Annotated in this window: 29 protein-coding genes; 11 read left to right on the forward strand and 18 right to left on the reverse strand. The window is 46.4% G+C overall.

The genetic code is table 11. The features are described from left to right. Positions 1 to 208: 208 nt before the first annotated feature. On the forward strand, positions 209 to 1,180 hold the full coding sequence (locus tag J7E32_RS11230) for a nuclease-related domain-containing protein (protein ID WP_214907283.1): 972 nt from the start codon (positions 209 to 211) through the stop codon (positions 1,178 to 1,180). Between the two features lie 220 nt (positions 1,181 to 1,400). Here J7E32_RS11230 and hisIE read toward each other — a convergent pair whose 3' ends face one another. The 8 genes from hisIE to J7E32_RS11270 form a co-directional block, all read right to left on the reverse strand. Then, a complete protein-coding gene (gene hisIE, locus J7E32_RS11235; RefSeq protein WP_214907285.1) occupies positions 1,401 to 2,087 on the reverse strand; it encodes a bifunctional phosphoribosyl-AMP cyclohydrolase/phosphoribosyl-ATP diphosphatase HisIE in 687 nt (228 codons plus the stop codon). Continuing rightward, positions 2,084 to 2,842, reverse strand: coding sequence for an imidazole glycerol phosphate synthase subunit HisF (hisF, locus tag J7E32_RS11240; protein ID WP_214907287.1), 759 nt, complete (start codon positions 2,840 to 2,842; stop codon positions 2,084 to 2,086). Before hisF ends, hisIE begins: the two co-directional genes overlap by 4 nt. Further along, positions 2,842 to 3,573 carry a 1-(5-phosphoribosyl)-5-[(5-phosphoribosylamino)methylideneamino]imidazole-4-carboxamide isomerase gene (hisA, locus tag J7E32_RS11245; RefSeq protein WP_214907289.1) on the reverse strand — a complete coding sequence of 244 codons (732 nt, stop codon included), beginning with the start codon at positions 3,571 to 3,573 and terminating at the stop codon, positions 2,842 to 2,844. Before hisA ends, hisF begins: the two co-directional genes overlap by 1 nt. Beyond that, complete coding sequence (gene hisH, locus J7E32_RS11250; protein ID WP_214907291.1) at positions 3,570 to 4,211, reverse strand: imidazole glycerol phosphate synthase subunit HisH; 642 nt, start codon at positions 4,209 to 4,211, stop codon at positions 3,570 to 3,572. Before hisH ends, hisA begins: the two co-directional genes overlap by 4 nt. Before the next feature lie 210 nt (positions 4,212 to 4,421). Further along, positions 4,422 to 5,009 (reverse strand): imidazoleglycerol-phosphate dehydratase HisB, encoded by a 588-nt coding sequence (gene hisB / locus J7E32_RS11255; RefSeq protein WP_214907293.1) that lies wholly within the window; start codon positions 5,007 to 5,009, stop codon positions 4,422 to 4,424. A 24-nt stretch (positions 5,010 to 5,033) separates the two neighbouring features. Beyond that, positions 5,034 to 6,302, reverse strand: a complete 1,269-nt coding sequence (gene hisD / locus J7E32_RS11260; protein WP_214907295.1) for a histidinol dehydrogenase — start codon at positions 6,300 to 6,302, stop codon at positions 5,034 to 5,036. Positions 6,303 to 6,331: 29 nt separating this feature from the next. Beyond that, positions 6,332 to 6,931: an ATP phosphoribosyltransferase gene (hisG, locus tag J7E32_RS11265; protein ID WP_286183040.1), complete on the reverse strand. Its 600-nt coding sequence runs from the start codon at positions 6,929 to 6,931 to the stop codon at positions 6,332 to 6,334. A gap of 20 nt (positions 6,932 to 6,951) precedes the next feature. Further along, the gene (locus J7E32_RS11270) at positions 6,952 to 8,127 is read right to left on the reverse strand and encodes an ATP phosphoribosyltransferase regulatory subunit (protein ID WP_214907299.1); all 1,176 of its coding nucleotides are present in this window, start codon (positions 8,125 to 8,127) and stop codon (positions 6,952 to 6,954) included. Between the two features lie 231 nt (positions 8,128 to 8,358). Here J7E32_RS11270 and J7E32_RS22875 point away from each other — a divergent pair, with 231 nt between their 5' ends. After that, on the forward strand, positions 8,359 to 8,586 hold the full coding sequence (locus J7E32_RS22875) for an HAD hydrolase-like protein (protein WP_286183012.1): 228 nt from the start codon (positions 8,359 to 8,361) through the stop codon (positions 8,584 to 8,586). Next, the gene (locus J7E32_RS11275) at positions 8,550 to 8,909 is read left to right on the forward strand and encodes an HAD hydrolase-like protein (protein ID WP_286183013.1); all 360 of its coding nucleotides are present in this window, start codon (positions 8,550 to 8,552) and stop codon (positions 8,907 to 8,909) included. Before J7E32_RS22875 ends, J7E32_RS11275 begins: the two co-directional genes overlap by 37 nt. 590 nt (positions 8,910 to 9,499) lie before the next feature. Here the strand turns inward: J7E32_RS11275 and J7E32_RS11280 are convergent. The 5 genes from J7E32_RS11280 to hprK form a co-directional block, all read right to left on the reverse strand. After that, the gene (locus J7E32_RS11280) at positions 9,500 to 10,039 is read right to left on the reverse strand and encodes an acyltransferase (RefSeq protein ID WP_214907302.1); all 540 of its coding nucleotides are present in this window, start codon (positions 10,037 to 10,039) and stop codon (positions 9,500 to 9,502) included. A 1-nt stretch (position 10,040) separates the two neighbouring features. Beyond that, positions 10,041 to 10,685 (reverse strand): pyrophosphatase PpaX, encoded by a 645-nt coding sequence (gene ppaX / locus J7E32_RS11285; RefSeq protein ID WP_214907304.1) that lies wholly within the window; start codon positions 10,683 to 10,685, stop codon positions 10,041 to 10,043. Continuing rightward, entirely contained in the window at positions 10,675 to 11,619 is a 945-nt protein-coding gene (locus tag J7E32_RS11290) for a nucleoside recognition domain-containing protein (protein ID WP_214907306.1), read from the reverse strand. The genes ppaX and J7E32_RS11290 overlap by 11 nt, the downstream gene beginning before the upstream one ends. 72 nt (positions 11,620 to 11,691) lie before the next feature. Then, entirely contained in the window at positions 11,692 to 12,504 is an 813-nt protein-coding gene (gene lgt, locus J7E32_RS11295; RefSeq protein ID WP_214907308.1) for a prolipoprotein diacylglyceryl transferase, read from the reverse strand. A 129-nt stretch (positions 12,505 to 12,633) separates the two neighbouring features. Continuing rightward, complete coding sequence (gene hprK, locus J7E32_RS11300) at positions 12,634 to 13,569, reverse strand: HPr(Ser) kinase/phosphatase (protein ID WP_214907309.1); 936 nt, start codon at positions 13,567 to 13,569, stop codon at positions 12,634 to 12,636. 272 nt (positions 13,570 to 13,841) lie between these two features. On the opposite strand from hprK, the gene J7E32_RS11305 reads away from it, so the two are divergent. From J7E32_RS11305 to J7E32_RS11340, 8 genes are all read left to right on the forward strand, one after another. Next, complete coding sequence (locus J7E32_RS11305; protein WP_214907310.1) at positions 13,842 to 15,218, forward strand: PTS transporter subunit EIIC; 1,377 nt, start codon at positions 13,842 to 13,844, stop codon at positions 15,216 to 15,218. A gap of 81 nt (positions 15,219 to 15,299) precedes the next feature. Beyond that, complete coding sequence (locus J7E32_RS11310; RefSeq protein ID WP_214907311.1) at positions 15,300 to 16,385, forward strand: DUF871 domain-containing protein; 1,086 nt, start codon at positions 15,300 to 15,302, stop codon at positions 16,383 to 16,385. Further along, complete coding sequence (gene murQ, locus J7E32_RS11315; RefSeq protein ID WP_214907312.1) at positions 16,366 to 17,280, forward strand: N-acetylmuramic acid 6-phosphate etherase; 915 nt, start codon at positions 16,366 to 16,368, stop codon at positions 17,278 to 17,280. The genes J7E32_RS11310 and murQ overlap by 20 nt, the downstream gene beginning before the upstream one ends. A gap of 130 nt (positions 17,281 to 17,410) precedes the next feature. Continuing rightward, entirely contained in the window at positions 17,411 to 18,580 is a 1,170-nt protein-coding gene (nagA, locus tag J7E32_RS11320) for an N-acetylglucosamine-6-phosphate deacetylase (RefSeq protein ID WP_214907313.1), read from the forward strand. Between the two features lie 26 nt (positions 18,581 to 18,606). Next, positions 18,607 to 19,332 (forward strand): glucosamine-6-phosphate deaminase, encoded by a 726-nt coding sequence (gene nagB / locus J7E32_RS11325; RefSeq protein WP_483297606.1) that lies wholly within the window; start codon positions 18,607 to 18,609, stop codon positions 19,330 to 19,332. Between the two features lie 40 nt (positions 19,333 to 19,372). Continuing rightward, positions 19,373 to 20,098, forward strand: a complete 726-nt coding sequence (locus J7E32_RS11330; RefSeq protein WP_214907314.1) for a GntR family transcriptional regulator — start codon at positions 19,373 to 19,375, stop codon at positions 20,096 to 20,098. A gap of 185 nt (positions 20,099 to 20,283) precedes the next feature. Next, entirely contained in the window at positions 20,284 to 20,511 is a 228-nt protein-coding gene (locus J7E32_RS11335) for a DUF2164 domain-containing protein (protein WP_214907315.1), read from the forward strand. A gap of 151 nt (positions 20,512 to 20,662) precedes the next feature. After that, positions 20,663 to 21,403 (forward strand): N-acetylmuramoyl-L-alanine amidase, encoded by a 741-nt coding sequence (locus J7E32_RS11340; RefSeq protein WP_353654036.1) that lies wholly within the window; start codon positions 20,663 to 20,665, stop codon positions 21,401 to 21,403. A 35-nt stretch (positions 21,404 to 21,438) separates the two neighbouring features. Here the strand turns inward: J7E32_RS11340 and J7E32_RS11345 are convergent, their stop codons facing one another. The 5 genes from J7E32_RS11345 to J7E32_RS11365 form a co-directional block, all read right to left on the reverse strand. Beyond that, positions 21,439 to 21,795, reverse strand: a complete 357-nt coding sequence (locus J7E32_RS11345; RefSeq protein WP_214907317.1) for a phage holin family protein — start codon at positions 21,793 to 21,795, stop codon at positions 21,439 to 21,441. 2 nt (positions 21,796 to 21,797) lie between these two features. Further along, complete coding sequence (locus tag J7E32_RS11350; protein WP_214907319.1) at positions 21,798 to 21,989, reverse strand: PspC domain-containing protein; 192 nt, start codon at positions 21,987 to 21,989, stop codon at positions 21,798 to 21,800. Between the two features lie 29 nt (positions 21,990 to 22,018). Further along, a complete protein-coding gene (locus tag J7E32_RS11355; RefSeq protein ID WP_214907321.1) occupies positions 22,019 to 23,128 on the reverse strand; it encodes a DUF4097 family beta strand repeat-containing protein in 1,110 nt (369 codons plus the stop codon). A 14-nt stretch (positions 23,129 to 23,142) separates the two neighbouring features. Next, the gene (locus J7E32_RS11360; protein ID WP_214907323.1) at positions 23,143 to 23,457 is read right to left on the reverse strand and encodes a magnetosome magnetite crystal formation protein family; all 315 of its coding nucleotides are present in this window, start codon (positions 23,455 to 23,457) and stop codon (positions 23,143 to 23,145) included. A gap of 94 nt (positions 23,458 to 23,551) precedes the next feature. After that, the gene (locus tag J7E32_RS11365) at positions 23,552 to 23,752 is read right to left on the reverse strand and encodes a hypothetical protein (protein WP_214907326.1); all 201 of its coding nucleotides are present in this window, start codon (positions 23,750 to 23,752) and stop codon (positions 23,552 to 23,554) included. Positions 23,753 to 23,832 lie beyond the last annotated feature (80 nt).

Genomic DNA, 23,832 nt, shown 5'->3' on the forward strand with positions numbered 1-23,832 from the left:
GTTTTATTAGCGGTTGGTCGAATTATTGGGAAAAGTGGTCGAATTATCTTTAGATGTGGTCGAATAAATTAAAAATCCGCCAAAATAATTCAAAATGTGGTCGAATTAATTTAATTTTCGCCAATAAATTTATATCCGACTTAAACAAGAAGGTATTTTCAGTGATGAAATCGAATAATTACAGTAAAAATTAATAGGAGTGATAGCTTTGATTGGGAAAACAAGAGAATATCCTAAAGAACTCATGATTTTGGAAGCCATAGTAAGGCGTTTTCCTCCTGATGACTTCAAAAAAGCTGAATTCGAGAAGAAACTTTACCGAAAACGGGCAGGTTACAAAGGTGAAAAGACGCTGGATTACTTTTTAGAGCAAATTGACCATTCTGAGATGTTGATTTTGCATGATTTAAGAATACCGATCAACAGGACACACTTCCAAATCGACACCCTCATCATCACCCCATATTTTCTTCTCATTATCGATGCCAAAAATTACGCAGGCACACTTATTTTCCTTCCAGAATTCAATCAATTGATAAGAGTCCAAAACGAAATAGAAGAAGTTTTTCCTGACCCGATTCTCCAGACAAAAATCCAGGCATCTCAATTAAACGCATTTCTTAAAAAGCTTCATATTATACCTTTGCCGATTGAAAATCTTGTCGCAATTAGCAATACGCTGGCCATCATTAAAAATCCTACCAATGACAAAGAGGTTAGTTATAGAGTCTTTCGGTCCTCAAATGTCGCCTTCAAGATTCCTCCTTTCTATCAAAAATATACCCAATCTCTCCTTTCAAAAAATGACATGAAGAAACTCACCAGACATTTAATTAAAGCGCATGAACCGTTGATTCCCGATCCAAAATTGATGAACCTCCCATTTGATAGAATGATTCAGGGTGTGCAGTGCCCTGCCTGCGAGGCATTCGGAATGGACTACCACCAGGGTAAATGGACTTGTTTTAGCTGTGGACATAAAACGGCGGATGCTCATATTCAGGCATTGAGGGATTACTTCCTTATTTACGGCCCTTCTATTACTAGCAAGCAATTCCGTAAATACATGAAAGTTGGGTCTCCTTCAACTGCGAAACGGCTGTTAGCTTCTATGAGTTTGACGTTTGACGGTACAACCAAAGGGCGCACCTACTTTCCGGGCAAAAGCTTCTTTGATTAATGCTCTTTTCTCAAACTTTGTTGCTTTTGACTAAAAAATAGTATTGAATGCCCTATTTTTCTTCGCAAAGTTGATTCTTTATATGAGAAAAGAGCATGCAGATTTAATACCGACCTGCAAAATGACTTTATATTACGTTAAAATCGGCTTTAGGATTTTAACAATAATCTTTACGAAAATAGCCTTGATTAATTTTCGGCAGAAAAAACCCAGCGCAATACTACTCTTCTGCGCTGGGCTTCTTCCTTTTATTCAACACTGCCAATACTTCTTTTAGCGGCAGTTTCTGTTCCTGCAGCAGGACCATCAGGTGGTAGAGCAGATCGGCGGCTTCCCACTTCAGTTCTTCGGGGTCACGGTTTTTCGCTGCGATGATGACTTCCGATGCTTCTTCGCCGACTTTTTTCAAAATCTTGTCAACGCCTTTTTCGAATAAGTAAGTGGTGTACGCGCCTTCCGGCATCTCCTGTTCGCGCACGCGGATTGTTTTTTCCAGTTCGAGCATGACGGCGAAATCACTCAATGACGCTAGCTGATCCGCGGGACGCTCCATGGGGTTTTCTGAAAAATCCAGGGAAGCTGCAGAACGCTCCAGCAAATTTTCCGAAAAACAGCTGACTGCACCGGTATGGCATGCTGGTCCGGCTGGTTCGACGAGCACAACGAGAGCATCTCCGTCACAGTCGTATTTCATCTCGACGATTTTTTGTGTATTGCCGCTCGTTGCGCCTTTGTGCCAGAGTTCCTGGCGGGAACGGCTGTAAAACCAGGTTTCTCGTGTTTCAAGTGACTTACCAAGGGATTCTTTATTCATGTAAGCTACAGTCAGGACCTCACGTGTTGCTGCATCCTGGACGACTGCAGTAATCAGGCCACTTTCATCAAACTTCAATTCTTCCATTTTCATCTTACGGTCACTCCCTTTTCACGCAGGTGGGATTTCACTTCTTTTACAGAGGTTTCGCGATAGTGGAAGATTGATGCAGCCAGTGCGGCATCTGCTTTTCCTTCGTTAAAAGCGTCAGCAAAATGTTCGGCGTTTCCGGCACCGCCTGAAGCAATGACCGGGACTGTGACCGCTTCACTCACGGCACGGGTCAGCTTTAGGTCGAAGCCTTTCTTCTCACCATCGCTGTCCATGCTGGTCAGCAGGATTTCCCCTGCCCCAAGACGGACAGCCTCTTTTGCCCATTTTATCACTTCCCAATCGGTCGGTGTCCGGCCGCCGTGGGTGTAAACTCGCCATGACCCGAGTTCCGGGTCGTATTTTGCATCGATGGCGACGACTATGCACTGTGCCCCGAAGAAATCGGAACCTTGTGAAATCAATTTCGGATTGTTGACAGCCGCGGTGTTCAAGGAAACCTTGTCAGCACCGGACCGGAGCATCCTCTTCATATCTTCAAGCGTGTTGATGCCACCGCCAACTGTGAACGGGATGGCCAGCTCTGACGCTACTTCCCTGACTACCTCGACCATCGTCTTTCTTCCTTCAACGGAAGCTGATATATCAAGGAATACTAGTTCATCGGCTCCTTGCTCATCATAAAAACGTGCAAGTTCGACAGGGTCGCCGGCATCACGGAGCTGCACAAATTGCACTCCTTTTACAACGCGGCCTTCTTTTACATCAAGACAGGGAATGATTCTTTTGCTCAGCATCAGGCACCACCCGCTTCCAGCGCAGATTTTACAGAAAAACGGCCTTCATAAATGGCTTTGCCGACAATCGCACCGTTGACTCCATCATCACTTAACTGTCGCAGAGCGGCCAAGTCATCAAGTGAGCTGACGCCGCCGGAAGCGATGACGCTTTTGCCTGTTTCCAAAGCGAGCTGGCGGGTTGCTTCCACATTTGGTCCAGAAAGCGTGCCGTCAGTAGCGATATCGGTAAAAATGAATGTCTCCGCCCCGGCATCAGCAAATCTTTTGCCAAGCTCGACAGCACTCACTTCAGAAGTGTTCAGCCAGCCATGAGTTGCGACGAAGCCGTTTTTTGCATCAAGACCGATCGCGATTCTGTCACCGTATCTCCTGACCATTTCCTCGGCGAACTCTGGATTGGAAACGGCAATGCTGCCAATGATGACACGGTTGACGCCGTTATCCAGATAGTGAGTGATATCAGCTTCACTGCGGATTCCGCCGCCAATCTGGATGTTCACGCCGAGCTCCTTTGCTGCCTGGATGACATATTGATCGTTGACCCGCCTGCCGTCCCGTGCACCATCGAGGTCGACCATATGAATCCACTCTGCACCTTCATAAGCGAACTTCTTGGCCATTTCAAAAGGAGAATCACCATATACAGTTTCCTTGTCATAATCGCCTTGCAGCAGCCTTACGCATTTGCCGCCGCGCATGTCGATCGCCGGGTAGATTGTGAATTTCATTCTTCTGTCTTCCTTTCTGTTGCAAGGTTGGCAAAATTGCGGAGCAGGGCCATCCCCATATCGCTGCTTTTTTCCGGATGGAACTGCATCCCATATATATTGTTCCGGCCTACGATGGCCGGCACTTCTACATCATAATAATCACCGACTGCTATCAGGACGTCCGGGTCGTTTGTTTTTACATAATAGGAATGGACAAAGTACACATAATCTTCTTCAAGCGATGCCACCAATGGTGAATCACCGCTAAAACGAAGCTTATTCCAGCCCATATGCGGAACTTTATAGTTTTCCCCTTCTGCCGTCTGGCCGCTGAAGCGCTCTACTTTACCAGGAAGCAGGTTCAAGCCTTTCGTCTGGCCATTTTCCGTGCTTTCTTCAAATAACAGCTGCATGCCGAGGCAGATTCCGAGCACAGGCTTGCCGCTAGCTGCGAAAGCCTGGATCAATTCTGTCAAACCAGTGCGGTTCAACACTTGCATCGCATCACGGAATGAACCGACGCCAGGGACGAGCAGTGCATCTGCATCCATCAAATTGCCCTTATGTTGTGAAATAAAATATGGCGCACCAAGCCGTTCGAGCGCCTTGCTGACGCTGAACAGATTGCCCATGCCGTAATCGACGATGCCAATCATAAGTTAACTTCCTTCCTTTTACAGAGGTTTCATACCAGGGGGGCATAAGAGCTCCATGCCTCTCCAAAAAATGAATAATCATGTCTCTTATAATACCCGTAGAGATTCCCTTGCAACATCTCTTTCGTACTACGTTCCCGACCCTTTACAACATCCCTTTACTACGTTTCCCCTGACTTTACAACATTTCTTTACTACGTTTCCCGCTCCTTACAACAGGCCTTTCGTTGAAGGGACGCCTTTTACCCGCGGGTCGATGGTCGTCGCTTCATCAAGCGCGCGTCCAAGGGCTTTGAATACCGCTTCGATCATGTGGTGAGTATTTTTTCCGTAGTGGACGATGACATGAAGGTTCATTCTTGCTTCAAGCGCCAATTTCCACAGGAATTCGTGGACTAGCTCGACATCGAAAGTGCCAACCTGCTGGGCAGGGAATTCTGCGCGCATTTCGAGGTGCGGGCGGTTGCTAAGATCGACGACGACCTGCGCCAGTGCCTCATCCATTGGGACAAATGCGTTTCCGTAGCGTTTGATTCCTTTCTTATCGCCAAGTGCTTCACGAAGCGCCTGTCCGATGCAGATGCCGATATCTTCAGTTGTATGGTGGCCATCCACCTCAACATCGCCCTTCGCATCCACCTTCAAATCAAACTGGCCATGCTTCGCGAATAAATCGAGCATGTGAGAAAGAAAAGGCACTCCAGTTTCCAGTTCCGTTTTACCCTCGCCATCGATGCTAAAATCCAAATCTATTTTTGTTTCATTTGTATATCGATTCACCGTTGCGTTGCGTTCCATCAAATTTCCCTCCATCCACTATCATTACGATTTCAGTCTTGCTTCCACGGCCCGGGCGTGGGCTTCTAACCCTTCAAGCCTTGCGAATTCAGCGATTTTAGCACCGTTATCGTTCATCGCTTTCTCGCTGTAAAGGATGATACTGGATTTCTTTTGGAAATCCTCAACACTCAACGGGCTTGAAAATCGCGCTGTTCCGTTTGTTGGCAGAACATGGTTCGGTCCGGCAAAATAATCACCTACAGGCTCTGAGCTGTATCTTCCCAGGAAAATCGCGCCGGCGTGCTTTATTTTACCGAGAAGTTCCATCGGATTCTCCGTGACGATTTCAAGATGCTCCGGTGCAAGCTGGTTGATTGCGGCAACAGCCTCTTCCATATCAGCTGCCACATAAATCGCTCCGAAGTTTTCGATGGCTTCTGTGGCGATGTCTTTTCTCGGCAGGTGCGAAAGCTGCTTATAGACTTCATTTTGTACGTCTTCGGCAAGCGTACGTGATGTGGTTACTAGAACCGCACACGCCCGTGGGTCATGCTCTGCCTGTGAAAGCAGGTCGGCAGCAATTTCATTGGCGCGTGCCGTTTCGTCAGCCAGGATTCCGATTTCACTTGGTCCAGCGATCATATCAATGGCGACGTCACCGAATACTTCACGCTTGGCGAGAGCGACATAGATGTTTCCCGGACCAGTGATTTTATCAACAGGCTTGATTGTTTCAGTTCCGTAAGCGAGTGCGGAAATCGCCTGCGCTCCGCCGACCTTATAGATTTCTTTTACCCCGGCAATATCTGCTGCAACGAGCACGCCTGCCGGAAGCTTCCCGTCCCGGCCAGGCGGTGATACCATCACAATCCGCTCGACACCCGCAGTTTTTGCCGGGATGACATTCATCAAAACCGAGGATGGATAGGCAGCCGTTCCACCAGGCACATAGACACCGACAGAATCGAGCGGTGTCACCTTCTGGCCCAGCATTGTGCCATTTTCCTCCGTCGTCATCCATGAAGGCCGCAGCTGCTTTTCATGATATTTTCGTATATTGGAGGCAGCTTCAGTTATGATGTCCACAAGCTCATTGCTTACATTTTTATAGGCTTCTGAAATTTCATTCTTCGTCACCAGAAATTCATCCAGCACAACAGAATCAAATTTTTCGGTAAAATTCCTGAGTGCCTGGTCACCGGAAGCACGGACTTCCGCTATAATGGCCTGCACGGCTTTCCGCTGCTCTTCGGTTCCGCCATCAACGGTCCGTTTTAATGACAAGCTTCCATCTATCTGTAAAATATCCATCGGGAATCAAATCCTTTCAGATTCACAATCTATATCACTGCGTTCAGCCTTTTAACAAGCTCGCTGATCCGATCATCCTTGATCCGGTAGCTGACTGGATTGACAATCAGCCGCGATGTTACGTTTGTAATCGTTTCGTACTCAACCAGGCCATTTTCCTTCAGGGTCCTGCCGGTTGAAACGATGTCGACAATCCTGTCGGCGAGCCCGATTAATGGCGCAAGCTCGATTGATCCGTTCAATTTGATGATTTCTACCTGCTCACCCTGTTCACGGAAATAGGCTGCAGCGATATTTGGGTACTTCGTCGCGATTTTCGGGGCGACATCATTCATTTTTGTATCCGGAAGTCCGGCGACGGCAAGATAGCAGCCGCTGATTTTCAAATCTAGCAGCTCATACACATCACGTTCCTCCTCAAGCAGGACGTCCTTTCCGGCAATCCCGAGGTCCGCGACACCATGTTCAACATATGTAGCCACATCCATCGGCTTCGCTAAGATGAATCGGAAATTCTCTTCTTTTACATCAATAATCAACTTGCGGGAATCATCAAATTCAGGAGGCAAATCAAAGCCAGCGTTTCGCAACAGATCAACTGCTTCGGTAAAAATCCTGCCCTTTGGCATCGCAATGGTCAATTGTTCATTCACTGCACTCCCTCCTTCCCAACAAGGTAAACGACGTTAGCAAACGTATCAGAGCAAGCATCAAGATTGCGTACGGAGCTGATATCCTGTAGGATAACCCGTACCCCGTCGTCCCTGCGCTGTGCTGCAAGTTGGTAAGCTTCTTTTCTTCGTTCAGGGCTGAAAAGAATGCAAGTGACAGGCTCGGGTTCACCCAGGTTGCCGAGACTTTCAAGCAGCCGGTCGAGCCTGATCGCAAATCCTGTTGCCCCTGTCGATTTCCCGAATTTCTCCAGCAATCTGTCATAACGGCCGCCATTGCCGATCGGGAAGCCAACCATTCCTGCGTAAACCTCGAATAAAATGCCTGTATAGTAGCTCATGTGGCTGACAATCGTTAAGTCAAATTTAATCCGGCTGTTTTCACCGAAGTCTTCAATGATCTCCCAGAGCAGCTTCAATTCATCAAGTGCTGCCCTGCCCTTTCCGTTCTCGATCAGTTCGGATGCTTTGCCAATCACTTCCGGACCGCCGCGCAGTTCAAGGAAAGCCAGAAGCCTTTGTGAATCAATTGATGACAGCGGCAGTGATTTGACATGCTCGCGGTACCCGACATAATTTTTCTCATATAAAAATTTCGTCAATTCCCTGGCTCGTTCCTCTGTGCCAAGAATCTGAACGAACAATTCATTGACGAAGCCAACATGCCCCACAGAAAGCTGAAACTGTTCCAATCCAGCTTTTTTCAGCGAGGAAATCGCCAGCGAAATCATCTCGCCATCAGCGCTGATCGAATCGTCGCCAATACATTCGACGCCAATCTGCTCAAATTCCGCCGGCCTGCCTCCTTCACGCTGCTGGGCACGGTAGACATTTGCAGAATAGGCCAGTCTTAATGGAACCTGGTCTTTGAATAACTTTGAGGCCGCGACCCTGGCAATCGGCGCGGTCATATCCGGACGCAGTACAAGCGTATGCCCCTGCTGGTCCAGCAGCTTGAACAGCTGCTGATCAAGGATAGCAGAAGCCGTGCCGATTGTTTCGTAATATTCTAGCGCCGGCGTTTCGATAAATTGAAAACCCCATTGCTTCATTTCTTTTTCAATTGAGCTGCGGACTTTTTCCTTCGCTTCGTATAATTCCGGGAGCGTATCCCGCATGCCAAGCGGCTTTTCAAACATGAATAATCTGCTCATTTTTTTCACCCTCTTCGTTGCTGGTGTTTCTATCTTAATTATCTAAATCCTTTAGTTCGCTAATATGGTAACAAGATGAAGTTATAAGTATTTTATCGCTCATTCTATTATCCGTCAACCATAAGCTCTTCATGTTTGCTTTTTAAAATGGTGCTGGTAGAATGGTGGCAATCAGAAAGCCTATTAATAGTTGGTGCTAAATTTATTTTGCTTTTAAGGAGGCTGGGTGCAATGAAAATCCTCTGGGACCTGGACGGGACCATCCTTGACACATGGCCGACATTGGTCGAGGCCTTCACGGTCGTTTCGAAAAAAGACCTGCCGTATGAAGAAGTCCTTCCTCATCTGAAATATGGTACAGCATATGATTTTTACGGTGTCGATAAAAATAAGGTAGAGAATTCCGAGAAATTGAACGCACTTTGCCAAATGATCGAAAACCGCTTTTCCCGTATGTAAAAGATGTATTGTCTGCCTCTGACGCAAATGTACTCGTGACCCATCGCAATCGGCGCTCAACAGAAGAGCTGCTGGAACACTGGAATCTGGGCCAATTTTTCGAGGAAGTGATTTGCCCTGCTGATGATGGATATTCGTTAAAGCCGGATATCCATGCATATAAGTACCTGCATGACAGATATCGTTTGGACCTCGCTGTCGGGGACCAAAGCACCGACCTGATTCCGGCCAGGAAGATCGGCCTGAAGACCTGCTCCTTCCGTGAAGCAAACGAGTTTGCCGACAAAACCATCTATTGTTATTCAGAATTCCCTTATAAATAGACCAAAATGGCCCAAAGTATATTTTTCTTGTATGGTTTGAGTGTTGTCGGCTGCCTGTTTTTGAGGGATGAGACTTTTATTGGGGGAAAAATATTTTTATTGGCGATTTTCAAAATATATTGGCGATAATTTGATTTTATTGGCGATAATGAACTGTTTATTGGCGAAAATCAATTTTTATTGGCGACTTGGAAATTATCGTTGATTTTTTCCAGTTCATAATGCTCAGAAACGAGCCAGGTGCCTCGCTCGGTTGCAAATATCGTCAATCCGATGATCAAATATGTACAAAAAATGCACAAAAAAAGCGAAACGGAGCTGTTCATTCCGTTTCGCTTTTTTTATTCGGCTCTTTTAAACTTGGCTGTTGATTTTCGTTCCAGGCGCTTCGCTTTCCGCGGGGAAGAATTATGAAAAATCCCAAAATCCGGATTTTTCAAAGATCAAATTCTTCCTTGCAGTCGGGGAGCCTCCTCAGCGCTTAAGCGCCTCCGGGGTCTCCCCATGACTTGCTCATCCCGCAGGAGTCTTCGCGCCTTCCACTACAATCAACAGGATGTAAAAACAACATTTAGCTTTAACAGAGCCTTTTATTTAGTGGAATTCATTCCATAAATCTCATCATCAGCCCAGCGTTCAGCAAGCTCTTCCTTTGTGTAGATCACACGCATTGGGTTGCCGCCGACGAAGGCTCCGGCTGGAACGTCTTTGTGGACGAGTGTTCCGGCGGAGACGATGGCGCCGTCGCCGATCCTGATGCCTGGCATGATCGTGGAATTGGCGCCGATCATGACTTCGCTGCCAATTTCGACGTCGCCGAGTCGGTACTCCTTGATCAAGTATTCATGAGCCAGAATGGTTGTGTTATAGCCAATGACCGTGTTGCGGCCAACGGAAATTTTTTCCGGGAACATGACGTCAAGCATGACCATCAGCGCGAAGGATGTTTGGTCGCCGACATTCATCCGCAAAAAATTGCGGTACAGCCAGTTTTTCATGCCGAGAAACGGCGTGTAGCGTGCCACCTGGATGACGACGAAATTTTTGACGACTTTCCAGAACGGGACGGTTTTATACACATGCCAGAGCGAGTTTGCTCCTTCTACTCGATAACGAGTCGTCCTTCTCATGTTATACTCCCAAGATTGGCAGGATGTCAGCCATGTTCTCTAACATGTAATCCGGGTTGTACTGCTCAAGATGCTCTTTTCCCTTGATGGACCAGGCAACTCCGGCCGTTTTTGTGCCAGCATTTTTGCCGCCAAGGATATCGTGGTGGTTATCGCCGACCATGATCGCACGGTCTGGAGAGGAACCTAGCATGTCCAATGCTTTTAAAAGCGGCTCAGGATCCGGCTTCGCTTTTTCAACGTGGTCGAGCGCAACGACGACTTCGAAAAACTCGTCCAATCCTGTCAGCTTCATGCCCATCTGGACGACATCCAAACGCTTCGTAGTCACTATTCCTAAATGGAAGCCGCGCTCCTTCAATGTTCGGACCGTTTCATATACTCCCTCGAATCCTTTTACCAAGAGGTCGTGATTAGCCAGGTTGTATGTCCGGTAAGTGGTGATCATTTCTTCGTAGCCTTCAGGATTCATTGGCTGGAACGTATCCTGAAGAGACGGCCCTAAAAACGGAAGGACGTCATCCCGTTTGTATTGGCCGGGATAATAGGTCTCCATTGTGTGGAGAAAAGATGAAATAATCAGCTCGTTTGTATCAATCAGAGTCCCGTCAAGATCGAACAGGACTGTATCTATTTTATTGCTCATATACTGCTTCCTTTCTTTTTGCAATGTCCGCGCGGTTCCAGATGATCGCGACTGTTATTGTCAGTAATATTGCCACTCCAAGACGGATCAGCAGCAGCGGCAAGACTGGAATGCCAAGCGGAACAAAAATCAAAGTATCTTCAACGACGGCGTGGCAGGCAACGAGGAAAATAAATGCCAGCGTGACATCCTTTTTGCTGACTCCATCTTCCTGGACTGCCTGAATCATCACACCTGCGCCGTACGCAAGCCCGATCAGCAGTCCGGCTGCCATTGTCGTCGAAGTGTTCTCCTTCATGCCAAGCGCTCTTGTTGCCGGCGCCAGCCATCTTGAAAAAACGGCAAGCCATTGCTTATCTTTCATGATTTGCACGATGACCATCAGCGGGATGACGATGATGGCCAGCTGGAATATGCCGATTCCCGCCTTCGTGATTCCTTCAAGCAAAATCGCTCCCCATCCAGAGACCTCTTCACTTTTAGCAGGGACCATTCCATATTGTGCGATTTCAGAACCGCCGTTCCAAACAAGATTGATGACTGCAGCAGATATGAACGCAAGCCCGAGGCGGACGAGGACGATAATCCAAAGCTTGACGCCGACCTTGACAGCCACACTTGATTCCACAAGCATATTATGTGAAAAGCTCAGCATCACCGCAATGATGAAGACTTCTTTTACCGTCAAATCAAGCGTCAGGATCGCTCCGATGGCCGCATAAAGATTAAGGAAGTTCCCGATGACAAGCGGAATCGCCGCATCTCCTGACAACCCAAGCAGCGACATCAAAGGCGTGATCAGTTTGATTACCCACGGCAGGATTGGTGTGTATTGCAGGATCGACACAATCAAGGTGACGGGAAAGATGACCTTCCCGAGCGCCCATGTTGTGTTCAAGCCAACCATCAACCCTCTTTTTAATGTAGAACCCATTGAATCATCTCTCCCATTTTTCAGCCTTGATTCATTTTATTGATTGAGTTTCTTTTTTAGTAATCCGAAATTCTAGTTCTCTAAATATCGTACCTTCGAATAACCTTTGACTCTTCTGAAAATCCATAATCCAATTGCAAAAACAACCAATGCAATCGAAATGGTCTGGGCAATCCGCAATGATTCTGTCAGCATCAAGCTGTCAGTCCGCATTCCTTCAACAAAGAAGCGGCCGATTGAGTACCAGATGACATAGCTGAGGAAAATCTCCCCGCGGCCAAGGTTGACTCTGCGCAATGACATGAGCAGGATGAAACCGAGCAGATTCCAGATTGATTCATATAAAAACGTTGGATGATAATATGCTCCATTAATATACATCTGGTTGATGATGAACTCAGGCAGGTGCAGGTTTTCCAAAAATGCCCTTGTTACTTCACCGCCGTGTGCTTCCTGGTTCATAAAGTTGCCCCAGCGCCCGATTGCCTGTCCCAGGATGATGCTTGGCGCTGCGATATCAGCAAGCTTCCAGAACGAAACATTCTTTGACTTCGTGTAAAAATAAGCTGTGGCAACGGAACCGATCAACGCACCGTGGATCGCAATGCCGCCATTCCAAACCTTGAAAATCTCGCCAGGATACTGGCTGTAGTAATCCCACTGGAAGATTACATAATAAAGCCTTGCAGATAGGATCGCGATCGGAATTGCCCAGAGCATCAGGTCCGCAAAAATATCTTTCGGCAGTCCGCGGCGTTCGCCTTCACGCATGGCAATCCACAATGCGAGAGCAATTCCAAGTCCAATGATGACACCATACCAGTGCACCTCGATCGGTCCCAGCGAAAAGGCAATCGGGTCGATTGGCTGAATATTTTTTTCCATATCATTTCCCCTTTTTCTATATAAAAGTCAGTCGCACCAGCACTTTGGCCGTTCTTAATCAAACGTTTGATTAAGAATAATTTTCGTAAAACTGCGAGTGCCGCAGTTATTCATAAAGCACCTTACTGCTTAATGTTCGTCATGATCGCCGTCTTCAATGACGTCTGAAAGCCTGTTGGTGAATTGTTCAGCGGCATTGACGCCCATGCGCTTCAGCCTGAAGTTCATCGCTGCTACCTCGATGATGACAGCGAGGTTTCGGCCCGGACGGACGGGAATCGTCAGCTTGGTGACATCGGTGTCGAGAATTTTCATTTTCTCTTCATCAAGTCCCAGCCTGTCATATGATTTTTTCTGGTCCCAAATCTCTAGATCCATGATCAGGGAAATCCGTTTATGCGAACGGACGGCACCAGCACCGAACAGCGTCATCACATTGATGATGCCGACGCCGCGGATTTCGAGAAGGTGCTCAATTAAATCAGGTGAATTTCCAACCAGGGTCCCGATATCCTCCTGGCGGATTTCTACGCAGTCATCCGCTACAAGACGGTGTCCCCTTTTGACTAATTCAAGCGCGGTTTCACTTTTACCAACTCCGCTCTTGCCGGTGATCAGGACACCGATTCCATAGAGATCGACCAGTACCCCATGGACTGCAGTCGTCGGTGCCAGCTTGCTTTCGAGATAGTTTGTCAGATGACTCGAGAGCCTTGTTGTTTTCTGCTTCGAACGCAAGAGTGGAACTGATTCCCTTTCGGCTGCCTCGACGAGTTCAACAGGAATCTCCATGTCTCTTGTGACGATGATTCCTGGCGTAATATCTGTACAAAGCTTTTCCATACGCTCTGCTCTGTCGCGGGGATTCAATTTTTCAAAGAAGGTCAGCTCTGTTTTTCCAAGAAGCTGCAATCGCTCTGCAGGATAATATTCAAAATAACCAGCGATTTCTAGTCCTGGTCTAGAAATGTCAGTCGTGGTGATCGGACGGTTGATTCCTTCCTCTCCACTGATCAATTCCATGTCGAATTTCTTGATGAGGTCTTTAGTACGGACTTTAGGCAAAGAAGTTCCTCCTTTATTAGAACGTTTATTTCCCACATGATAACAATACCTTTTATTTTAGCACTTTTTTAAGAAGAACCAAATATAAGGAGATAAAAAACAAGCTGAGTTTCCTGAGATTATCTGAATCGGTATGATCCACCCCTTCCTGCTAGTACCAAAGCTATATTTTTCAGAAAAGGTATAGACAACTATACAGTAGACTTGTTATCATCATTTTGTAAGCGAATTCATTTTTTTCTGACTATTATACAATAAGAGGGGGAAACACCATGCGTAATGAAGAACGCCTGGCAAGAGAGATACTTGAGCAGCTTGGCGGCGCGAACAATATTGCTGATGTTGCGTCTTGCATGACCCGCCTGCGCGTCAAGCCGGCAGACTACAGCAAAGTGGATATCGCCGGCATCAAAAAAATTGATGGCGTGCTTGGTGTCGTAGAAGAAGAGACATTACAGATTATTTTGGGACCGGGAATTGTCACCAAAGTGGCAAATGAAGTTTCTGAGATTACCGGCAAGACTGCCAGTCTAGTAGACGAGTCCGACCCGGATCCTTTCGAAGGACTTGCCGGCCGCACCAAGGACGAACTCAACAAGAAAAATGCGACTCCGTTCAAACTATTCCTGCGCAGAATCGCCAGTATCTTCATTCCGCTGATTCCAGCGATTGTCGCATCCGGTTTGATTGCGGGAATTACGAATGTCATTGTCCGTTCTGAAATCATTGACCCAGAGTCTGCTTTCATCCAGGTTCTTAACCTGATCGGCTGGGGTATCTTCAGTTATCTCGGTGTATTTGTCGGCATCAATACGGCTCGTGAATTTGGGGGCTCACCTGCTCTTGGCGGTGCTGCCGGTATCCTGATCATCAACCCGGGTCTGGCAAACATCACATTGTTTGGCGAAGCACTGGTTCCTGGCCGTGGTGGACTGATCGGAGTTATGCTTGCTGCAGTTTTCATCGCGATGCTTGAAAAACGAATCCGTAAATTCGTTCCGTCTTCTTTAGATATCATCATTACTCCTACTCTATCATTATTAATCACTGGTATTGCTACACTATTCGTGCTTCAGCCTGTTGGCGGCTTGATTTCCGATTTGATCACAAAGGGCTTGCTTGGCCTGCTTGATGTCGGCGGAATCCTGGCAGGACTGGTCCTTGCCGGAACATTCCTTCCTCTTGTTGTGACAGGTTTGCACCAGGGCTTGACTCCTGTGCATATGGAATTGATCAACACGATTGGTGATGACCCGCTGCTGCCAATCCTCGCAATGGGTGGTGCCGGCCAGGTTGGTGCAGCATTCGCAATTTACTTTAAAACGAAGAATGAAAGACTTAAAAAAGTCATCAAGGGCGGGCTGCCAGTTGGTATGCTCGGTATCGGTGAACCGCTTATTTTCGGTGTCACCCTGCCGCTTGGCCGTCCATTCATCACGGCCTGTCTAGGGGCAGCAGTCGGAGGAGCATTCCAGGCATTCTTTAAAATCGCAACGATTGCGATCGGCGTTTCGGGTATCCCGCTTGCTTTCCTGGTCCATACAAATCAAATACTGCTCTACTTGCTTGGACTTCTGCTTGCCTATGTATTCGGGTTCATCTTCACCTGGACGTTTGGCTTCAAGGAAGAAATGGCTAAAGATATTTAAGATGCAAATAAAGAAAAGGAGGAGAGCTATTTTCCTCCTTTCTTCTATTCTATTAACTTCTCTAGATTGGAGGGCTTGCCCTTGCTTGGCATTTCCGTATATTTGAAAAAGGATATGATGGAGAAAAATGCTGCCTGGATTGAAAAAGCGGCTCAGTACGGACTTAAATCGATTTTCACTTCCTTACATATACCAGAAGATAATCCAGCTGAGTATAAAGAACTTTTACAAAGGGTTGGAGAACTTGCGAAAAAGCACAACATGGAGCTGATGGCGGATGTATCTCCCCGCTCATTGGATTACCTCGGACTGGATTGGGAGCAATATGATGAACTGCTTCATTGGGGGCTATCAGGAATCAGGGCTGATTATGGGTTCACATCACAGCAGATTGTGGAGCTTTCGCATAAAATGAAGATAGGAATCAATGCCAGCACGGTAACTAGAGATGAACTTCAGGCGTGGATTGATGCTGGTTTAAATACTGGGAACGTCGAAGCATGGCACAATTTTTACCCGAGACCTGAAACGGGGTTGGACAAGGAGTTCCTAATTGAAAGGAATAACATGCTTCGTTCTCTCGGCATTACGACAATGGCTTTTGTGCCTGGGGACAAAGATTTGCGTGGACCTGTGTTTTCTGGTCTCCCTACACTTGAGAAGCACCGCGGCCAACAGCCGCACATAGCTGCTGCAGAGCTGATGGTCTCTTGTTTTACCGATAAAATTTCGATTGGAGATCACGCTGCATCGGATGAACAGTTGGAGTTACTGGCTTTCCTTGATAAAAAAGTAATTCCACTTCGTATTGTGACCGATAGTCGGGAGCATTCCGACCTATTGAGCAGGCCGCTGACCAACCGGATGGATCCTGCCCGCGATGTCATCAGAGCAGTTGAATCTCGTTCCTTCGCTTCAATGGGGGAAAAACGGGTCTCCCCTTCTAATCAGCAGGAAAGACCACGCGGGACAATCACCATCGACAACGAACGCTATGGACGGTATGCAGGCGAATTGCAAATAGCCATTCATGACCTGCCACTGGATGAAAAAGTGAATTGTATCGGAAAAGTTATCAAAGAAGATCTGCCTTTGCTTAAGGAAATCAAGGCAGGGCAAAAATTTCAATTTATTGTGAGGGATGGACATGGAGATCGCAAAGCTTAATACAGAACAGCAAAATCCGAAAACAATGAATATCGACTTGATGTCGACAGAGGAAATCATCACCGTCATCAACCAGGAGGACACCCTCGTTCCGAACGTGCTCGCAAGGCAGGTTCCGAACATTTCGGAGGTCGTTGACAGGATTGTCGCTGCCTTCAAAAAAGGCGGCCGTCTGATTTATATCGGTGCAGGGACTTCCGGACGACTCGGAATCATCGATGCTTCCGAATGCCCTCCGACGTTCGGAACCGATCCCGGGCTTGTTGTTGGTATTATTGCGGGTGGCAAGGAAGCAATGACCGAGGCACTTGAAGGCGTCGAGGATGATAAAAAACAGGGGCAGGCTGATCTGGAAAATATCGGTCTTACCGCTGATGACATCGTTGTCGGGATCGCTGCCAGCGGGCGCACCCCATATACAATCGGAGCACTGGAGCACGCCAAGGAAATCGGTGCATTAACGGTATCAGTCGTTTGCAGCAAGGATTCCAAAATGGAGAAAATCTCCGACCACACCATTTCCGCGGTCGTCGGTCCCGAAGTCATTACCGGTTCCACAAGGATGAAAGCCGGTACTGCCCAAAAATTGATTCTAAACATGCTCTCCACCGCTGCAATGATCAAACTGGGCAAAGTGTACGGCAACCTGATGGTTGATGTGCAGATGACGAACGAAAAACTACATAACCGCGCTGTCAATATCGTCAAGATGGCAACCGGGGCTTCTGATGAGGAAGCACGAACGGCAATCAAGGAGCAAAACTACCATACGAAAGCCGCCATCCTTCAAATCACGACAGGACTCAAGGGTACCGAGGTAAAAGGACTATTGGAAAAGCACAATGGCTACCTGCGGGATGCGATAAGGGACTTTTACAAAGGGAGCGCAAATTAAGATTGTCTATACCACCAATAAGGTTACCATACTTAACACACTGTGGTATAGACAACCCCTACAGGTATTTGTATAATATAATTAACAGAGGGTATAGAAAAAAGAGGACATAACTTTCAGGTGATATAGAATGAACGATTTATTCCTAATGAACGCTAGAGTTTTAACTCAAGATGGCATGATTGAAAAAGGTTACATTTATATAAAGGATGGGAAGATTGCTGAAACAGGGCTGGCCTCCTCCCTCCCCCATTATCAGGCTGATATCATCGAGCTTCCTGAGGACAGCACGGTAGTTCCAGGATTCATCGATGTGCATATCCACGGAGCTGGCGGAGCGGACACGATGGATGGTACCACTGAAGCCTTGACGACGATGGCTTCCATCCTGCCTGAGGAAGGTACAACGAGCTTCCTGGCAACGACAATCACCCAGGATCAAAAGGCAATTATCAAAGCATTGGAGAATGCCGCACATTATATCAGCCACCATAACACCCCAGGTAAGGCTGAGGTGCTCGGGCTCCATTTAGAAGGGCCATTTATCAATGAATCCCGCAAAGGAGCACAGCCTGCCGAACACATCATTACACCTGATATCGAGCTGTTTGCGAGAATGCAGAAGGCTTCTGGCAATAATATCAGGCTCGTGACACTCGCTCCGGAAAAGGAAAATGGCTTTGAGCTTATTGCATACCTGGCTGAAAATGAGGTCATCGCTTCGGTTGGCCATTCGGATGCCACTTACGGACAGATGGCTGAAGCCGTGAAGGCAGGAGCTACCCATGTGACCCATTTGTTCAATGGCATGCGCGGAATGCATCATCGAGATCCGGGTGTCGCTGGTGCCGCCCTGCTTTTTGATGAATTGAAAATAGAGATGATTGCAGACGGAATCCATGTCGTTCCCGAAATGCTGGATTTATCGATTCGCGCCAAAGGAACTGATGGTGTTATTTTAATCACCGACTCGATGCGAGCCAAGTGTCTTAAAAATGGCAGCTATGATCTCGGCGGACAGGAAGTTAGTGTTGCAGATGGAAAAGCACTTTTAGCTGATGGCACCCTTGCCGGCAGTATTTTAAAAATGAAAGATTCCTTAAAAAACATGATGGAATTCACAGGCATCAGTCTTGAAGAAGCTGTGAAGCTAGCCAGTGAGAATCCCGCCAGGCAGCTGAAGATATTTAACAGGAAAGGGAGCATTGCTTCAGGAAAAGACGCAGATCTTGTCGTACTCGACTCCAACCACGAAGTTTCCATGGCGTTTTGCCGGGGAGTTGCGAGTTATACCCGATAAATTCTGCTTTGAAAGAGGTGATGACGTTGAAACTGATTACAACTTCAAATTACGAGCAGCTTAGCCAACAAGCCGCAGAGGAAATAATCACGCGAATCAAGAGCAATCCAGCGCTAAATCTTGGACTTGCTACCGGAAGCACACCAACAGGCCTTTATCAGGAGCTCATAAGGGACCATAAGCAGAACCAAACCTCCTACAAGAAAATCAACACGTTCAACCTTGATGAATACATCGGCATCTCGAAAAAAGACCGGAATAGCTATCACTACTTTATGTGTGAACATTTATTCGAGCACATTGACATTCCGCTTGAACAGACGCATATACCAGATGGAACAGCCAAGGATTTTGATGAGGAATGCAGACGCTATGAACAGTTCATTCATGAGCATGGCGGCATCGACCTGCAAATTCTCGGAATTGGACAGAACGGCCATATCGGCTTTAACGAACCAGGAACCCCCTTTGACAGCAGAACGCATATCATTGACCTGGCAGAAAGCACGCGCAAGGCGAACTCAAGATTTTTTGAATCACTGGAAGACGTTCCTAAGCAAGCAATTACCATGGGGATTGCCTCAATTATGGACAGCAAGGAAATCTTCCTGCTTATTTCCGGTGCTTCCAAGGCAAAGGCACTCGCTGCTTTAGTGAAAGGCGATGTGAGCGAAGATTTCCCTGCCTCGGCTCTCAAAAACCATGGAAATGTCACGATATTCGCTGATAAAGATGCGGCAGCATTACTTTAAGCATCTTCTGAAAAATTGTAAGCAGTCAGGAGAATGACCTATGATTGATAAAAATTCACCAATACCTATTTACCACCAGCTTGAGGAATACATAAAAGCCCAGATTGATAATGGTGACATCGAACCAGATGAAGCCATTCCCTCCGAACGCGTCTATGCCGATATGTTCCAGATCAGCAGGATGACGATCAGGCAGGCATTGACGATCCTTGTCAATGACGGATATTTGTACCGTCAAAAAGGCAAAGGCACATTCGTGAACAAAAAGAAGGTCGAACAGCGCTTGCACGGATTGACAAGTTTCACTGAAGATATGAAAGAACGCGGATTTACCCCTGGAAGCAGACTGGTTTCATTTGAAATCATCTCATCAGGACGGGAAATAGCCGAACGTCTGAGACTCAGTGAAAATACTCCAGTATATGAAATCAAACGTGTCAGGCTTGCAGACAATGTTCCGATGGCCCTCGAGACCACTTATCTTCCGGCTAATCTAGTCAAGGGATTGACAGAGGAAATCATCAACCAGTCACTTTACCAGTATATTGAAGAAAAATTATCGCTTACGATCCACGAAGCCACCCAGCAAATCGAAGCGTCGATTGCTAAGGAACAGGAACTGCGCCTCCTCGAAATTGAAAAAGGCTCCCCTGTTTTGCTGATTCTCAGGACTTCGCATTTAAAGGATGGCACGCCATTTGAATTCGTCAAATCAGCCTATCGCGCTGACCGATACAAATTCGTGCACACGATGCAGCGCAGCTAATTATCAGCAGAGATCCTATCCGGGTCTCTTTTTTTTTGCAGATATTCCATTAATAGGTCCTCGCGAAATGTCGAAATAGAAAATAACATTCAGCTTATTTCCACGGAAATAATCGAACCCTCTTGTCGAATTATTTGTCTGATTAGCTTAAAATGAGGGTAATACATAGAGAAGGAGCAGATACTATGCTAAAGAATTTCCAGGTTGATGATCATGTAAAGAACCAGATGACAGATGAGATAAAAAGGTATTTCCTTGAAGAACGCGGGGAAGAATTGGGAGACCTGGCTGCACTGCTGATTCTTGAATTTGTTGCTGACAAACTCGCTCCTCATTTTTATAACATTGGAATCCAGGATGCCCATGAGTTCCTGTCGCAGCGGGTGGAAGATATCTTTGAATTGAATAAGTGATCATTTGCGTTTCGTGGGTGGATGGATACTCTGAAGCCAAACGGTTTATAGAATACTCAGTTTTAAAACCGCCTATATCTGATGTCACTATGTCCTTTTTCCGCCTTTGGTCATATATATATACTGATGAGGAAATCTTTTATCGGAAGGTGTGAAAATAGTGAAGATCATGCTAGATGCTGGGCATGGCTACAACACCCCGGGTAAGCGAAGTCCTGATGGTATGAGAGAATATGAGTTTAACAGGGCTGTGGCGAATTATGCCAAACAGCTGCTGGCAGACTATAAGAATGTGACAGTGTATTTTTCTCATTCCGATCAGCGAGATGTATCATTGAAGGCCAGGACAGATAAGGCAAACAGCCTGAATGTAGATATATTTGTTTCGATTCATGCCAATGCTTTTGGCGGAGGCGGCTGGAGCAATGTCGGCGGTATTGAAACATTTGTCTATCCAACCAGACCGCCTGTGGCTTATCAGTTAGCCCAAAAGATTCAGCGCCATCTTGTCATCGCAACGGGTCTCGATAACCGCGGTGTAAAAACAGCCGATTTCCACGTCCTGAGGGAAACGAAAATGGATGCCGTGCTAGTGGAATGCGGATTCATGACTAACCGCAATGAAATTAAGCTGCTGCGTTCCGAAACATACCGCAAAACAATAGCAGAAGGCATTGTTAAAGCATTGGCAGAGCAATTCAAACTGCAGAGGAAGGCAAATGCTGCACCTGCACCTGCGCCCACTCCGCCACCGGCCAAATCTCCTTCGCCAGCCAAGAAGGACGGACTATATAAGGTCCAGGCAGGAGCGTTCGATAATGAGGAAAACGCTAAAGAGCTTGCCGACCGTTTAAGGAAAGCCGGTTTTGATGTCTATATTGATAAAGAATAGCTAAAGGCCGACACATATATGTGCCGGCCTTTAGCCTAGTCTTTTGATTCTCTTAAGAACGTGTTCTGGATGATCAAGTTTGCGGCTGACATAATGATCGCCGTAAGCAGCGCCATCCCAAAACTGGATATTTCAAATGAACTCCCCATCAAACTATCTGTCAGCATCAGTGTGATTGCATTGATGACAAACAAGAATAGTCCCAGGCTGAGCACCGTTACAGGCAGCGTCAGCAATATCAAGATCGGTTTAACGAGAACATTCAATATCGAGAGAATGAAACTGGCTCCTAAAGCGGCGCCAAAACCAGATAGATAAATTTCATTCTCGAAGTAACCAGCAAGCGCCATGAAGAGAACGGCGTTAATGACAATTCCTAACAACCATCTCATTTTTAATACCCTTCCCTGTTTGGCAGCACAAACACAAGCACAAGGTAGATCATAGCCATGGGAAAGAATGCCGTGCTGAACGTCAAGATTACAAACAATATGCGTAACAGCGCAGGACTCATCCCGAAGGAATCAGCCATTCCTCCGAGCACCCCTGCCAGCATTCGATTTTTACGTGAGCGGGTTAATTTCATTTCATATCACCCTTCCTATTTCAACATTACTAATGGATTATTTTTTTTACGGTGATTGAGCCGGTTTTGGTATCCGCATGCAGCCTGACAGCTTTTTGGCCTGAATCAGCCGGCTTGAAGCGAAGATTTTTTTGAACCATGTCGCTCTTCTCTTCAACAACCTGGATGCCGTCGAGTTCAATCGTAAAGCCGCCAAGGTTCGATTTCAACTCGCCACTCGCTGGCGTCTTCTCTGGCAGGAAGACTTCGATGCTTCCAGTGGTAGCCTTCACTTCCACACTTTCGCAATCATTGTTATTTACAGTGCAAGTCACATTTCCATTGAATGACTGAAGATCGACATGGTCAAAAGAGCCATCAGCCTTTATTGCTCCGTTGATTGTTTCAGCCTCAAGATCCTTGATTGCGCTTCTTGAGATATTGATTGTTCCATTCGCTGTTTCAGTTTCCAGCTTGCCGCACTCAAGATTTCCAAGCAAAACTTTCCCGTTTGCAGTCTTTGCCCGGCAATCCTTCACTGTTAAGTTTTCACCTTCAATGGATCCATTAAACAAACGGATTCGAACATTTTCATATTCTTCTTTCGGAATATGGATGACTGCATCAACCTTCATCCACTTCTGTTGAACGGAAAACCGCAGCTTCTGATTTTCAATTGTGAAAATGGCGTCCTCTAAGAACTTCCTGCGCGCTTCATCCTGGTTTTCGACACGATACACTTTCGCGCTGCACTCGATACGTACATCCTTTTGCTCCCATGGCACGACTTTTACCGAACCATTCGCCATATCAATATCGACCTGGTTCAAATAAGCATCTCCCTGCTGGAAAATGTGAGAGATATCCACGGACTGGCCGAAGTTAAGATCCAAATCGAAATCCTTTATTTTCTTGAATGCTGAATCGACAAAATCCAGCACTTTGTCTTTCATAGAGTTAAATTTGTAAGTATTAAAATCTTCCTTTTTGTACTCTTCTTTCTTCGCTTCTTCAAACTTTACATCCGTTGACAGATACGTAGAGCTTTCCTGCTGAGGCGTTTTTCCCTGCTCCAGCTGCTCGATTAAAAATAAAGCTTCATCAACCGTCATTTTCCCTTCCTCAACTAGCTTGAGAATTCGCTTCCGTTCTTCCTTCATAAGATTTATCCCCCTCATTTTATATTAAGTACTTTTATCCCTTTAACCAGGTTCCAAATCAATACAATGAAACTCAATATTACCATCAATATAGCACTGCTAAACATAAGCGCTGGGAAATCCCCCGTTCCTCCGCTCATATCGATGAATACATCAATAAGAATAAGCGGCAGCGGGATCAGCGGAATCAAATGCGACAGCAGCGCCTTCTTCGCATGAACCTTTACATCCTTATCCTCTGATACAAAATAAGCAACTAGGGGAAACAAAATCCCGGCAAACATAATACTAAAATAGCACAAAGCAGACAGAATCCTTTTCGTATCCATCCTCTTCATCTCCTTAAAAATTAATACGCTCGGGAACCTGAGAAGTTTCATTTCTTTATGAAAAGAGTTCGACAAAATGTGAAAGGAAACCTTGTCAAAGTCGTATTCCGGCTGGTGAAAGTTGTGTGAATGGGAGATATGGGGGATTTCCTTGGGTATTAGATTCAGAGGGAATTGTGGCTTGGCTTCTTTGGTGACCTATTTTCTCTTTTTCTCGCTTTTTTGGGCGCCAATGGGCTTCATTGGTGACCTCTTTTTCTATTTTCTCGTAATTTTTGGCGCCAATAGCCTTCATTGGTGACCTCTTTTCGTATTTTCTCGCAATTTTGGGCGCCAATGGGCTTCATTGCTGACCTCTTTTTCTATTTTCTCGGA

It is taken from the genome of Bacillus sp. ISL-55, assembly GCF_018613155.1.
Lineage (GTDB): Bacteria > Bacillota > Bacilli > Bacillales > Cytobacillaceae > Mesobacillus.